Genomic DNA, 14,747 nt, shown 5'->3' with positions numbered 1-14,747 from the left:
AAAGGCCTCGCATCTGCGAGGCCTTTTTATTGCCCGATTTCCAAGCTGCTGCTGGATCATTCCCACGCTCTGCGTGGGAATGCATCAACGGACGCTCCGCGTTCGGCCTTTGGTGGGACGCGGAGCGTCCCTGGCTGCATTCCCACGCAGAGCGTGGGAGCGAGCGTCAGCCGTGCGGTCATGCGCGTTCTTTAGCGTCGGGTTTGGCCAGCAATGTGTAGATGCACGGCAACACGAACAACGTAAACAACGTCCCGATCGACATCCCCGTAGCGATCACCGTGCCGATATCAAACCGGCTGACCGCCCCCGCGCCCGTCGCGATGATCAACGGCACCATGCCGAACACCATCGCTGCCGTGGTCATCAGTACAGGGCGAAGTCGAATCGCCGCCGCTTCCTCGACCGCTTCACGAGCCGTCAGCCCTTTTTCCTTGCGCAACAGGTTGGCGAACTCGACGATCAATATCCCGTGCTTGCTGATTAGCCCGATCAGGGTCACCAACCCGACCTGGGTGTAAATGTTCATGCTCGACCAGCCCAGGAACAGCGGGATCAACGCGCCGCAAATCGACAGCGGTACGGTCACCAGAATCACCAGCGGGTCGCGAAAGCTTTCAAACTGCGCAGCCAGTACCAGGAAAATGATCGCCAGTGCCAGGGCGAAGGTCACCCACAGCGCACTGCCTTCCTGAACGTATTGCCGCGATGCCCCGGCATAGTCGACGGCGAAGCCCGCCGGCGCTTCTTCCCGGGCGATCTGCCGCACGACCTCGATGGCTTCGCCCATGCTGACCAGCGGTACCCCTGAAAGGATGGCCGAGTTGAGTTGCTGGAACTGGTTCAGCTGCCGTGGCCGCGCACGGTCGGTCACGGTGATCAGGGTCGACAGGGCCAGCAATTCGCCCTTGGTGTTCTTCACGTAATAGTTGTTCAGCCAGTCCGGATTGTCCCGGAAGGGGCGTTCGACCTGCGCGATGACCTTGTAGCTGCGCCCCTCAATGGTGAAACGGTTGATTTCCGCCTCCCCCAGCAACGTCGCCAGCGTTCCGCCCAGGTCTTGCATGGACACACCCATCTGCGCGGCCTTGGCGCGGTCGATATCGACCACCACCTCGGGCTTGTCGAAGGCCAGATCGACGTCGACGAAGGCGAACTTGCCGGACTCCATGGCGCGCTTTTTCACCCGGTCCATCACTTGCAGCAGCAACTCGTAATCGTTGGCGGTATTGATGACGAACTGAAACGGCAGGCCCTGGCCGGTGCCGGGCAGGGAGGGCAGGTTGAAACCGAAAATCTGCAAGCCCGGGATGCTTTCCAGTTTGGCCTGGACGTCGGGCAGGATCTGCATTTGAGTGCGGTCGCGCTCGTTCCACGGCTTGAGCAAGAAGCCGCCGATCCCCGATTGCACGCCGTTGAAACCGTTGATCTGGAACGAAGAGTAGTACTCGGGAAACGCCTTGAAGATCGTGACGAACTCGTCGGTGTAGGTGTTCAGGTAATCGAGGTTGGTCGGTTGCGGTGCGCTGGCCATCATGAAAATGATGCCCTGATCCTCGTCCGGCGCCAGTTCCGATTTGGTGAACTTGAGCAGTACCGGAATCAGGCACAGCACAATCACGGCGAACACCAGCACAACTGGCCGGGTGTTGAGCGTGCCGTGCAGCATGCTTTGATAACGACGCTTGAGGCTTTCGAAAATCAGGTCCAGGCGGTGGGCCAGGCCGCTGGGGTTTTCATCGTGACGCAGCAGCAGTGCGCACATCATTGGTGACAAGGTCAGGGCAATGATCCCGGAGATCACCACCGCGCCGGCCAGCGTCAGGGCAAACTCCTTGAACAGCGCCCCCGTCAGCCCCGTCAGAAAGCCGATCGGCGCGTAGACCGCCGCCAGGGTGATGGTCATGGACACCACCGGCATGGCGATTTCCCGGGCGCCTTCGATGGCCGCATCGAACGGTGTCTTGCCTTCCTCGATGTGCCGGTGGATGTTTTCCACCACCACAATGGCGTCGTCCACCACCAGGCCGATGGCCAATACCATCGCCAGCAGGGTCAGCAGGTTGATCGAATACCCCATCATCTGCATGAAGAACATCACGCCGATCATCGACAACGGAATGGTCACCACCGGGATCACGACGGAACGGAATGCGCCGAGGAACAGGAACACCACCACGATCACGATCAGCACTGCCTCGAACAGGGTTTTCACCACTTCGTCGATCGAGGCCTGGATGAACAGCGTGGCGTCGTAGGCAATCTCGGCCTTGAGGTTAGGCGGCAGCTGGGCGTCCAGCTGCGGCATGATCTTGCGCACTTCCTTGATCACGTCCAGCGGGTTGGCGCCGGGCGTGGCCTTGATGCCAATGTACACCGAGGGCGTGCCGCCGAAGGAGCTGATGGTGTCGTAGTTTTCCGCGCCCATTTCAACCCGCGCCACATCACGCAACAGCACTCGACTGTCGCCATCGACCTTCAGCGGAATGGCCGCAAAGGCCTCGGCGGACTTGAGCTCGGTGTTGGCGTTGATGCTGGTCACCACGTACTCGCCTTTCACTTCGCCGGCGGCGGAGAGGAAGTTGTACTGGCGCACCGCGTTGGTCACGTCGCTGGCGCTCAAGCCGAAGCCGGCGAGTTTTACCGGGTCCAGCCACAGGCGCATGGCAAAGACCTGATTGCCGAGAATCTCGGCTTCGGCCATGCCCGGCAAGGTCGCCAGTTTCGGCTGGATGACCCGCGACAGGTAGTCGGTGATCTGCGGGTTGCTCAGCTCCTTACTGAAGTAACTGATGTACATCAGCGCCGAGGCGTCGGCGGCTTCCTTGCTCAGTACCGGGTCTTCGGCGTCCTGGGGCAGTTGGTTCTTCACTTCGTTGGCCTTGGCCAACAGCTCGGTGAACAAACGGTCGGTGTTGGCGCCGATGCGCGCGTAGATCGAGATGACCGAGAAGTTCTGGCGACTGACCGAGGTCATGTAGTCGATCCCCTCGGCGCTGGCCAGGCTTTGCTGCATCGGTTGGGTAATGTAGCCCTGAATGGTTTCGGCGTTGGCCCCGGGGTACGCCGTCGTCACCGTGATCAGGGCGTTTTCCATTTGCGGGTATTGGCGCAGCGGCAGTTTGCTCCAGGCCTGAAAGCCCAGCAGCACAATCAACAGGCTGACCACGGTAGCGAGGACCGGGCGGCGGATGAACGGGTCGGTAAAAGCCATGGGGATTCCTTGATCAGTCCGCGCGCGGCGGACTGTTCTTCTCGGCTAGGGTCTTGTCGTCGCTGATCGCGATGTGCGCACCGTTGTCCAGTTTGATCTGGCCGGCCGTGACCACTTTTTCGCCGTTCTGCACACCTTTGGTAACGATCACCAGCCCCTCGCGGCGTTCACCGGTTTCGACGAAACGCCGTTCGGCGACCAGGATCGGCTCGCCTTTGTCGTCCTTCTCGACGCTGCCATCTTCAGCTTTTTTCTGCGCGGCCACGTACACCGAATTGCCGTAGAGGGTGTAGGTGATCGCGCTTTCCGGTACGACGATGCGTGGCTGCGGGTTGGGCAGCAACACGTCCAGGTTGGCGAACATGCCTGGCATCAATTTGCCGTCGGGATTGGCCAGGGTGGCGCGCACTTGCACGTTACGCGTGCTGTTCTCGACTTTCGGGTTGATCGCACTGATGGTCCCGGGAAACTGCTGCGCCGGATACGCCGCGACAATGATTTGCACCGGCTGGCCGACCGCGATTTTCGGCACGGACTGCTCAGGCACGAAAAAGTCGGCGTAGAGACTGCTGAGGTCTTGCAGGGTGGCAATCATGGTGCCGGTGGCGACATAGTCGCCGACGTCCACCTGGCGAATGCCGATGGTCCCGCTGAACGGCGCATGAATGCTTTTTTTGCCGAGTGCGGCCCTGAGCTGATTGACTGTAGCCTTGCTCTTTTTCAGCACGGCCGAGAGGCGATCGAACTCGCCTTTGGAAATGGCCTGGCTGCCGACCAGTTGACTGCCACGGGAGTAATCGACCATGGCCAACCCGAGATCGGCCTGAGCCGTTTCCAGCAGGGCGGTTTCCACGGCGCTGTCGAGCTGGACGATAGGCTGGCCGGCCTTGACCTTCTGTCCGGACTGGAACTGTACGTCCGTGACCGTGCCGTCAGTCTCCAGGCTCAGGTCCACCCCTTGCAGCGCCTTGAGAGTGCCGACGGTCGGCAGGCGCGCTTGCCACGGCCGCTCGATTGCCGTGGCCACGGCGACGTTGACCGGTGGCTTTGGCGCGGAGAAGCCTTGAATCATCGTGTAGATGGAGAAGGCTTTGTAAGCGGCCAGGACCAGTACAATCAGCAGCACAACACCCAACATGATCAGCATGCGGCGACGCAGCATATTTCCAGTTCCTTGGAGAAAATCAGGTGAGACAGGCAGGCACATTACCCCGAGTGCGCGGGTGATTCCAACTGGCAGAACTTACAGGCAACTGCAAAACCTGTAGGAACCGAGCTTGCTCGCGATAGCGGTGTGTCAGTAACCGCGATGCTGGATGTGCAGCCGTCATCGCGAGCAAGCTCGGCGCCTACAAGGGGCCGGGTGTGTCAGATGAGGTGCAGGTGGTTGTCCCAGAGCCCCGCAGGCAACTCAAGGGGTTTTGCAACAAGGTTTGTCTGGCGGCAATCATAGAACCGGCAGCGTCCCTGCCCGGACGTCACGACAAACCCATCGGCCACCGCACCGACCCCGGCGCAATCGGGAAGTGGCGCGTCCAGGCGCACTTCGCCGCTGTCCAGGTCCCAAATGAAAAAGCGGTTGCCCCGTGGCGCGGTCAACGCCACCAGGCGCAGATCGCTGTGCACCGCGACGCTGGCGGTGTAATGCCCCATGGCCTGCAATTGATGCTCGGGCACCGGGAACGCTACGAACGGCTGGCCCGGACGCTTGATCGCCAGCAATTCCGAAGACTCGTGGGATGGCCCCATGAATTGCTGACCGGCGACGATCGTGCCGTCGCTGGCGATGCCCAGGTGGCGCACGCTGTTCATCTGTTGGGCCAGGGTTTCCTTGCTCAACAGAGTGCCGTCGCGTTGCATCAGCACCAGGCTCGGCTCCATGGCGTTGAGGTTCATCTCGACCCGGCTTTCGGCCTCGGTGCGAATGCCGCCGTTGGCCACGACCAGGGTTTCCCCATCAGGCATCCACGACACCTGATGCGGGCCGAGGCCATGCGTCGAGATTTCACCGCTATGCACCAGCCGCTCACCTTCGAACTTGTACACGCCCAGCAAGCCGCGCCCCGGATCGGAGGTGTCGTTCTCGGTGGCGTACAGCCAGTCACCGCTCTTGTGAATCACGGCATGGCCGTAGAAGTGCCGGTTTGGCTGCGAAACGATGGTCTGCAGCAACGTGCCGTCGCGCAGGTCGATCAGGTAGCTTTCGGTGCCCGGACGACGGGCGACGAACAGCGCGATCGGCTGCGTCGGGTGATTGATGATGTCATGGCAACGCTGGCCGACCTGGGTGGCGAACACCCGGGTGCCGTCCAGCCGATAACCGACGGCGTAATGCTTGCCATCGGTATCGTCCCGCGCCGACAGCAGCAACGGGCTTTTGTCCTTTTGCTTGAACAGCGTCCAGCCGCCCAGTGTCACTGCTCCCAGCAGCAAACTACCTAAAGTCAGAGCCTGACGTCGCAGCATGGCACTCGCCCTCATCAGTCACCGTCGTTGGCGTTGAAGCCCAGTTGAATGCCCAGCGCCTTGGCCAGGTCGCCTTCGTGCAGGCGATGGACAACGTTGAGGCTGTCGTAGAGATCGTTGAGCTGCTGGCGGCCGGCGTCGTCTTTGAGCATTTCGGTCAGCGAGCGTTGATTGCTGGCGAACAGTTTCAGTGCGGCGGCGTAGGCGGCATCAATTTTGTCGGCCAATGGCTTTTGCTCAGCCGGCAACAGGCCGCGCAGGCCTTTGTTGTCGACGCCTTCCCACACGGTTTTGGCCGCGGCGAGGCTGGTTTCGATACCGGTCAGGGACGACTGGCTGCGCCATGCATCAGCCTGGAACGGCTGCGGCACGCCCTTGCTCTGACGGCCCATCGGCGTGCCGAGTTTTTTCTTCAAGGTGTCGATGGCAGTGACTTGTACACGCAGCAAATCGGCGATGGCTTCGTGGGAGTCGGCGTAGCGCTGGTTCGGGAATTTGCTCAATTGTGCGAGCATGCCGTCGGTGCTGTTCCAGCTTTGCAGAATTTCTTCGGCCAGCTGTTTCTGACGCTCGCCAATCGCTTTCAGCAGTGGGCAGTACTTGGCTTTTTGCGCGTCGTTGGCCACGTCTGGCTTGCTGTCGAACAGAATGTATTCATAGGCCGAGAGCCCCTGAACCACCACGCTGGACTTGGCCAGGGCCGCTGCATCGATCTGCGGCTGGGCGCTGACCAGTTGTTCAACCTGACGGCCGACCAGGTTCTTCTTGTCCGGCCAGAACTGCACCTGCCACGAACGGTTACCCTCGGCCAACGGACCGATCAGCAGCGGTTGCAGCTCGGCCCAGGCTTTCTGTGCGTGCAGGAAATCAGCGCGGGCGGTGTCGAGGTTTTCCTTGCCTTCGCAGTAGGCGAGGGCGCTGACAGCCAGTTGGCGGTCGGCTTCAACCCAGCGGGTGTAAGTCGGCAGGATCACCGACTTGGCGATGGCGGCCGATGTCACGGCTTGCGGGTCCTGCGGTGAACAGGCGCCCAGTGCGAGTGCTGCAAGGCTGGTGAACAACAGTTTGGGGCGGAACATGTCGGGCTCCCGATTCTTTATAAGTGTTTAAAGTGAGTTCAAAAATGCCAGCAACGCAGCGCGTTGTTCGGCATTGAAAGACAAAACCTGTTGCTGCGCGGCCGTCGCTTCACCGCCATGCCAGAGCACGGCTTCGAGCAGATTGCGTGCGCGGCCATCATGCAAAAACTGGGTATGGCCACTGACCGCCTGTGTCAGGCCGATGCCCCACAACGGCGGCGTGCGCCAGTCGCGGCCACTGGCCTGGAATTCACTGCGGTTGTCAGCGAGACCGTCGCCCATGTCATGCAGCAGCAGATCGCTGTATGGGCGAATCACTTGATTGGCCAGTTCAGGTTCGGCGGCGTTGGCGGCGGTGGTGTACGTCGGTGTGTGACAGGACTGGCATCCAGCCTGATAGAACAGGTTTTTGCCGGCCAGGACGTCGGGCGCACCGACATCGCGGCGGGCCGGTACGGCAAGGTTGCGGGTGTAGAACAGCACCAGACGCAAAATGTTATCGCTGACTTCTGGCTCGCCATCGGGGCCGGTGCCATTGGGCGCCTGTTTGCAGGCGGTTTGCGCATCGGTGCAGTCATCGAAGGGTCTGAGGCTCGTCGTGAGGCCCATATCGCCGGAAAACGCGTGAACATTTTGTTGATTGAGGTTCGGTTGCCCGGCTTTCCAGCCAAATCGCCCGAGAACGGTCTTTTGTTGCACGTCATCCCAGACCTGGTTCGGACGTCCGGCGATGCCGTTTTTGGCCTGCGCCTGCGCCTCGGCATTGGCCAGGATCGTCTCCTCGGGGATCGCTTCAAGCAAGCCCAGGCCAATCATTGGCGGTGCGACACGTGCCGAGAAACGGGTGTCAGGGTGCATCGGGCCGTAGCCCAATTGAGTGATGTTCAGACGCGGTTTACGCAGTTCAATTTCAGTGCCGTCCTTGAAACGCACCGCAACGGGCGTGTAATCAACGCGCACTTTGCCTTCCGGCGCGACACCGGGCACGGCCATGTCCTGGAGCTGCCCGCCATAGACCGGCTCCGGCACCACGCCAAGCTGCTCGATGACGTGAGCATAGGCCGGCGCATTGGGGATCGACAGGCGCACCAGCATCGACACGGCGTTCGTCGCATCCGGCGTCGGCGGATGGCCGCGACCGTCCTTGATGTGGCAGCCCTGACAGGCATTGGTGTTGAACAACGGGCCGAGGCCGTCACGGGCGGTGGTGGTCGACGGCGCGATCACCCAGGGGCTGCGGAAGAAACTGTTGCCGACGCTGAAGTCCACGCGCCGTGACGGCGGCAGATTGGCGGACGGCAGGGAAAACGAGTTCTGATCGGTCTTGCGTACGGTCGCGCTGCCACCGGAACGGGCTTCACCGGGTTCGGCCTTGGTAAAACGCGGGGCGTCATCGCAGGCACTCAGGCCCAGGGCCAGCAACAGTGCGGACAAGCGAAGAGGCAGCGGGGGCATCAGACATCCTGCAAGGCGAGCAAAACAAGGGCGCAAAGTCTAACAGGGGATGGGAATTTGAATAAGAGGAATTATCGTTTGCTTGATCTGGCGCAGGGTGATCGTTCCCACGCTCTGCGTGGGAATGCCTCAACGGACGCTCCGCGTTCGGCTTTTGGTGTGACGCGGAGCGTCACGGGCTGCATTCCCACGCAGAGCGTGGGAACGATCGAATCGGTGGTTGGCAGGTATGAAAAAGGCGACCCGAAGGTCGCCTTTTTATTCAGCCAGCGTTGATCAGAATTCGTGATCAGCGTTGTCCGGGTTCAGGTCGCTGATACCCAGCGAGCCAGCGGCGGCTTCGATCGCGCCAGTCTGCTTGACCAGGGAAGCGATCGCGTCACGCACGATCTGATTGCCCGCGGTGTTGCCAGCGGCGATCAGTTGGTCGTAGTGCTCGCCTTTGTTGGCGTGATCAACCATGACCTGAAGCTTGGCTTCGGTCGCGGCCAGATCGGCTTTCAGAGTGGTGTCGGCAGCCGGGTCGGCTTTGGCCACCAGGGACGACAGGCTGGCGCCGGTCATTTTGGTGCCGTCGACGCGGGTGTATTCGCCCAGGTACACGTTACGAACGCCTTTGGCATCGTAGAAGTGCGAGTTGTGGGTGTTGTCGCTGAAGCAATCCTGTTCGTCTTCCGGGGAGTTGGCTTCCAGCGAAACCTTCATGCGCTCGCCCGCCAGTTCGCCCAGGGACAGGCTGCCCATGCCGAACAGCATTTTGCGCAGGCCGGAATCAACCGGTTCGGCTTCCAGCGTGGCGCGGTAGTTGTCAGCCACGTTCGGCTTCCAGTTACCGACCATTTCCTCCAGGTCGCTGACCAGCAGTTGGGTCACGGACTTCAGGTAAGCGCGACGACGGTCGTTGTGACCACCGGTAGCGCCTTTGCCTTCCAGGTAGTCGGAAGCAGGACGGTTGCCGGCGCCTGGGCCGGTGCCGTTCAGGTCCTGGCCCCACAGCAGGAATTCGATGGCGTGGTAGCCCGTCGCAACGTTGGCCTCGGAACCACCCAGCTCGTTCAGGCTGGCGAGTTTTGCCGGGGTGATGTCTTTCACGTCGACCTTGTCTTCGCCGACCTGAACTTCAGTGTTGGCGATGATGTTGGCCGTGGCGCCCGGGTTACCCAGTGCGTGTTCGTAGGATTTGTCGACGTAGTCGATCAGGCCTTCGTCCAGTGGCCAGGCGTTAACCTGACCTTCCCAATCGTCGATGATGGTGTTGCCGAAGCGGAACACTTCACTCTGCAGGTAAGGAACGCGGGCAGCGACCCAGGCAGCCTTGGCGGCTTTCAAGGTGTCGGCGTTCGGCTTGGCGAGGAAGGCGTCGACGGCGGTTTGCAGGGTTTTCGCGGTGGATTCGGCATCGCTGTATACGGCGAAGACGATGTCGGCGTAGTGCGCGACAACGGCTTTGGCGGCGGCTTCATCGACTTTGCTGACAGCGGCAGGCGCAGCCGCTGGAGCAGCGGCAGCGCTGGCGACTGGTGTAGGCGCTGGCGCTGCCGTGGTCTTGTCTTTGCCTTCGCCACAACCGGCGAGGGAAATAGCGATGGCCAACAGACTGGCGGTAGCCAGAGGCATACGAATCATGGCGAACATCCTGCTTCAAGAGGGGGTGGAAGGGCGCTTCACGCGCGCAAAACTGCGACATAATGCAAATCTTTCGCATTATGTGTAAAGGGTTGCAGGTGGAAATATTTCTTATTCACACGGGGTTGTGTCGTGGATCAAAAGAAACGCAGCCTCGTTTCACTCGACAGCTGCTACACAGCTGCAACACAGCTGCTACAGAAGCACGGGGGCCCATGTAGGAGCTGTCGAGTGAAACGAGGCTGCGATTTTCGAATCTCTACAAATCTACAAAATGGCCGCGTTACTGCGCTGGGCCTGTTTCAGGTAGGCGCTCAACTCACGTGCCGGCAAGGGTTTGCTGTAGTGATAGCCCTGACCTTCGTGGCAGCCTTCGGAGATGATATAGGCCTCTTGCTCGGCGGTTTCCACGCCTTCGGCAATGACCTGCATGCCCAGACTCTTGCCCAACTGGATAATCGCTCGAACGATGGTTGCATCGTCGTCGTCATCGAGCAGGTCTTGTACGAAGCTCTTGTCGATCTTGATCTTGTCCAGCGGCAGGCTTTTCAGATAGCTCAGTGACGAATAGCCGGTGCCGAAGTCATCGATGGCGATCAATGCGCCGGAGCGGCGCAGGCTCAGCAGGTGTTGGGCGGCGGTGCTGATGTCTTCCATCAGGCCGGTTTCGGTCACTTCCAGTTCCAGGCTGCGCGGTGGCAGGCGGTACATTTGCAGCAGGTTATTGACCACTCGCGGCAACTCGGCGTGGTGCAATTGCACGGTGGACAGGTTGACCGCCATGCGCAGGTCGGGGAAGCCCTGGTCGTGCCATTCACGCAGCTGTTTGCAGGCCTGATCCAGCACCCATTCGCCAATGGCAATGATGGTGCCGTTTTGCTCGGCCAGCGGAATGAACAGATCGGGCGGCACCAGGCCATGTTCGGGATGTTGCCAGCGAATCAACGCTTCGACGCCCACCACCCGGTGGTCGCGGTAACTGATTTGGGGTTGGTAGACCAGGTAGAACTGATTGCGCAGCAGTGCGTCGCGCAGGTCTTTTTCCAGTTCGCGACGGCGGCGCATCTCGGTGTCGACGCTGGCAATGTAGAACTGATAGCGATTGCGTGAGCGCGTCTTGGCCAGGGTCATGGTCTGTTCGGCTTTTTGCAGCAGCTTCTCGGTGCTGTCGCCATCCTCGGGAAACAAGGTGATGCCAATGGTCGCGCGCAGGCGTATTTCCTGATGATCGAGGGCAAACGCCGCTTCCAGGTCATCGAGAATGCTTTGCGCCAGTTCGGCGGCTTCGTAGGGTTGTTCGATATCGGCCTGGACCAGGGCGAACTGGTCGCCGCCCAGACGGGCGAGGGCGCCGAGGCGGCCACTGTGAGCCCGCAACCTGTCAGCCAGGGCCAATAGCAATTGGTCGCCGGTCTGATAGCTGAATTGTTCGTTAATGCCTTTGAAGTCATCCAGGCCCACCACCAACACGGCGACCCGACGCTGCAATTTGCCGGCGTCGACCAGGATCTTGTCCAGTTGATGCTGCAATTGCTGGCGATTTGGCAGGCCGGTGAGGAAGTCGTACTGGGCCATGCGCAACAGGCTGTTTTCCGCTTCGTGGCGCAGGTGAGTGTTGCGTTCGATGGATTCGAGCAACTGGTTGGCGGTGTTGATCCAGATCCCCAGTTCGTTTTTTTCGTGGCCCTTGAGCTGCGGGATTTTGTGTTCGCTGGGGCGATCCGGGTTGATTTCGGTCAGGTGTTCGATAATCCGCGACAGCGGTTTGGTCAGCAGCCAGTGATAGACCAGGTACAGCACCAGGCCCATGGCCAAGGCGCGCAGCACGCCGGAAATGAAGATGATCACCGAGTTGACGATGAAGCCCTGCCCGTAGGTGGCGGTATCGAGGGTGATGCTCAGGTCGCCGTAATATTCACTGTAAGGGCCGCGACCTACTAGTTGGGTTGTGAAGGTGCGTTCCTTGCCGAGGATCAGGTCGGTCAGCCAGCGACTGTTTGAATGCTGCAATTCGCGGGTTTTTTGCGCGAGCATGGCTTCGTTGGGGTGGCCGATGGAGGCCTGGCGCACGGCGTCGTCCTGGAACAGGCCTTCGATCACTTGCATGCCCATTTCCCGGTCCAGGCTGTAGACCGCCTGGGTCGAGGGGTCGCGGAACATGTCGAGGATGCGTTCGGCGTCATTGGCCACGGCCTGGCGCGTCTTGTAGGCATCGAAGACGATTTGCGCACAGCTCAAGACCACGCCGACGATCAATGCCGACAGGAGCACGACCCGGAGCAACTTCACCGACAAGCTGTTCTTGAGTTCCAGCTTCAAAGGGTTATTCCTTGTTCCGTGCGGGTAGCATCAAGTTGCCATGAGTATTGGCAATCCTGTGTTTGCAGTCAAAGGGACAATCAATCACAGGGGGTTTTTGCCTGTGGGCTTGGCCGATATGCAGTTGCCTGGGGTATTTGTCCGATTAGTACTGTGTCGGTAGTTGGGTCCTTCAACTTGAGGGGGATGGGGACTATTTTTCCTTTTGGTTGATGTTAGACGGGTGTGGCGTTGGGGCAAGGGGGTTGATCGCTGGTTTCATCGTCCGATTTTGGCCTGGTTTTTTTGAGGGCGCGTTGAGGCTGTGGGGGGTGTACATATCCGTTGCTGCGGTAACGGCTGCTTAGGGTTTCGCCCTGACGGTCGACTCCCTTTGGCAAACGCCCCAAAGGAAGCAGAGGTCTCGCCCCGGCGTCCGGCCCCTCGCTGGGGCTCGGCGTTCCTTCGCTCCGGTATCCCTCCGGGGACACTGCCCTCCGGTCGGCTTCGCTTCGACCTACATGCAGCGTGTTCGACTGCGTCGAACGGCGCTACGCGCCACTCCCCGGATGAACACCTCCACTCAGCCTCCCGAAGGGGCGGGTGGATCAAGATCAAAGCGGTAGGCGAGCTAACGCTCGGCCTGATGAGTGGTGAGGGGCAAGAGCAGATGTGGGTTGTTTTGCTTTTTGTGGGAGCGGGCTTGCCCGCGATGGCGGCCTGCCAGCCGACCAATCTCTTGCCGGCGTACTCATTCCCTGTGGGAGCCGGGCTTGCCCGCGAAGGCGGCCTGACAGCCGACCGATCTCTTGCCGGTGTACACATTCCCTGTAGGAGCCGGGCTTGCCCGCGATGGCGGCCTGACAGCCGACCGATCTCTTGCCGGCGTACTCATTCCCTGTGGGAGCCGGGCTTGCCCGCGATGGCGGCCTGACAGCCGACCGATCTCTAGCAGGTGTACCTATTCCCTGTGGGAGCCGGGCTGAACTGGCCTAATAATTTCGGACACCTCTTAAGGGCGATATGATTTCGCCAACTTGGAGGCTCCATGAACGAAAGAAAGGTCTATACGCGCGAGTTCAAGCTTCATGCTGCCAGCATGGTGCTTGATGATAACTGCCCGGTTTCAGATGTTTGTGCATCGCTGGATATCGGGCCCACCGCTTTACGGCGCTGGGTCGATCAGGTTCGTAAGGAACGTGAAGGGCAGCCAGTCAAAGGCACCAAGGCAATCACCGAAGATCAGCGCCAGATCCAGGAACTAAAAGCCAAGATCAAGCGCATGGAGATGGAAGCCGATATCCTAAAAAAGGCTACCGCTCTCTTGATGTCGGATCCCGATCGTTTTCGATGATCGCAGAGCTAAGAGAGTCATTCCCGACGGCTGTGGTGTGTCGTGTTTTCGGTGTGAAGCGCAGCAGCTTTTATGAGTGGATTCAGCGACGCGCCAAACCGAGGCGCAAACGCGAAGAGCTCAAGCTGAAAGTAGTTGAGCTGCACAGCGAAAGCCGCGAAGCCATGGGCTCCAGAATGATCAGTAAAGGCCTGAAATCCCAAAGCATTACAGCTGGAAGGAGTCTTGTCAGAGCGCTGATGAGAGAGGCCAATATCGTCAGTAAACAACGCCAGCCTCACCCTTTCAGATCCAAAGGAGTGGAAGCATTTGTCGCGCCCAATCGGCTCAAGCGCAACTTCAAACCGACTGCAATCGATCAGGTTTGGTGTGGCGACGTCACCAGTTTGATGGTGGGCAAACGTTGGGTTCATCTGGCCATCGTGATCGATCTGTATGCCCGAAGGGTTATTGGCTGGGCATTTTCTCTGGTCAATGACGCCAACTTGGTCAGCAAAGCGCTGCGTATGGCGACAGAGGTACGAACGTGTCCTCCTGGACTGATGTTTCACTCAGATCAGGGATGTCAGTACACCAGTCGCAAGTTTCAAGAAGAGCTGCTGCAACACGACATTTTGCAAAGCATGAGTCATCGCGGGCAGTGCTGGGATAATGCGCCGACAGAACGCTTTTTCGGCACGCTCAAGTCAGAGTGGGTGCCTCGTGGCGGTTACAGCCTGATCGAGGAAGCCAAAACCGATATCGTGCGCTTCTTCATGTACTACAACCGCACCAGACTCCATAGCTATAACGACTACCTGTCGCCAATAGCCATGGAGCAAAAAGCGGCATAAACACCGTAATCGGTGTCCGAGATTACTTGACCAGTTCAGGCTTGCCCGCGAAGGCGGCCTGACAGCCGACCGATCTCTAGCAGGTGTACCTATTCCCTGTGGGAGCCGGGCTTGCCCGCGATGGCGGCCTGACAGCCGACCGATCTCTAACAGGTGTGCATCAATTGATCGTTCCCACGCTCCGCGCGGGAATGCCGCCGGGGACGTTCAACGTTCCATTTTTGTGTGTTGAAAGATGTGTAAGAAACGCAGTGCTTTCCCACGCATTTTTCAGGTTGCCGGGTAGGAAGCAGTCTCTCTAACCTCTGGCTGTCGCTGAAAATTCAGCGACCGGGTGTGAGAGCCCGGCAACTTATGGTCATCCAGTGTCTGTACACGCATAATCGCCGCCAGCTTATACGCTGCCGGCAAATGCGTTATGG

At 59.8% G+C, this 14,747-nt stretch carries 9 protein-coding genes; 2 read left to right on the top strand and 7 right to left on the bottom strand.

What is annotated here, in order from left to right:
* Positions 1–178 precede the first annotated feature (178 nt).
* The 7 genes from AB4N76_RS07895 to AB4N76_RS07865 all read right to left on the bottom strand — a co-directional run bounded on the left by AB4N76_RS07895 (position 179) and on the right by AB4N76_RS07865 (position 12,159).
* On the bottom strand, positions 179–3,214 hold the full coding sequence (locus tag AB4N76_RS07895; protein ID WP_258667020.1) for a multidrug efflux RND transporter permease subunit: 3,036 nt from the start codon (positions 3,212–3,214) through the stop codon (positions 179–181).
* Positions 3,215–3,227: 13 nt separating this feature from the next.
* Positions 3,228–4,376: an efflux RND transporter periplasmic adaptor subunit gene (locus AB4N76_RS07890; protein WP_046026453.1), complete on the bottom strand. Its 1,149-nt coding sequence runs from the start codon at positions 4,374–4,376 to the stop codon at positions 3,228–3,230.
* A 206-nt stretch (positions 4,377–4,582) separates the two neighbouring features.
* On the bottom strand, positions 4,583–5,680 hold the full coding sequence (locus AB4N76_RS07885) for a DUF1513 domain-containing protein (protein ID WP_046026452.1): 1,098 nt from the start codon (positions 5,678–5,680) through the stop codon (positions 4,583–4,585).
* A gap of 14 nt (positions 5,681–5,694) precedes the next feature.
* Positions 5,695–6,759, bottom strand: a complete 1,065-nt coding sequence (locus tag AB4N76_RS07880) for an imelysin family protein (protein ID WP_046026451.1) — start codon at positions 6,757–6,759, stop codon at positions 5,695–5,697.
* A 27-nt stretch (positions 6,760–6,786) separates the two neighbouring features.
* Complete coding sequence (locus tag AB4N76_RS07875; RefSeq protein ID WP_460164353.1) at positions 6,787–8,214, bottom strand: di-heme oxidoreductase family protein; 1,428 nt, start codon at positions 8,212–8,214, stop codon at positions 6,787–6,789.
* A gap of 276 nt (positions 8,215–8,490) precedes the next feature.
* Positions 8,491–9,840: an imelysin family protein gene (locus tag AB4N76_RS07870; protein ID WP_046026722.1), complete on the bottom strand. Its 1,350-nt coding sequence runs from the start codon at positions 9,838–9,840 to the stop codon at positions 8,491–8,493.
* 267 nt (positions 9,841–10,107) lie between these two features.
* A complete protein-coding gene (locus AB4N76_RS07865; protein ID WP_046026449.1) occupies positions 10,108–12,159 on the bottom strand; it encodes a putative bifunctional diguanylate cyclase/phosphodiesterase in 2,052 nt (683 codons plus the stop codon).
* A gap of 1,027 nt (positions 12,160–13,186) precedes the next feature.
* Between AB4N76_RS07865 and AB4N76_RS07860 the strand changes: the two genes are divergently transcribed.
* On the top strand, positions 13,187–13,492 hold the full coding sequence (locus tag AB4N76_RS07860) for an IS3 family transposase (protein ID WP_046033372.1): 306 nt from the start codon (positions 13,187–13,189) through the stop codon (positions 13,490–13,492).
* Positions 13,489–14,325 (top strand): IS3 family transposase, encoded by an 837-nt coding sequence (locus AB4N76_RS07855; protein WP_223525384.1) that lies wholly within the window; start codon positions 13,489–13,491, stop codon positions 14,323–14,325. Before AB4N76_RS07860 ends, AB4N76_RS07855 begins: the two co-directional genes overlap by 4 nt.
* Positions 14,326–14,747: the final 422 nt, after the last annotated feature.

The organism is Pseudomonas sp. S2_F03 (assembly GCF_054668335.1).
The sequence above is the reverse complement of the archived record's forward strand: the minus strand, read 5'-3'. Positions and strand labels throughout refer to the sequence as shown.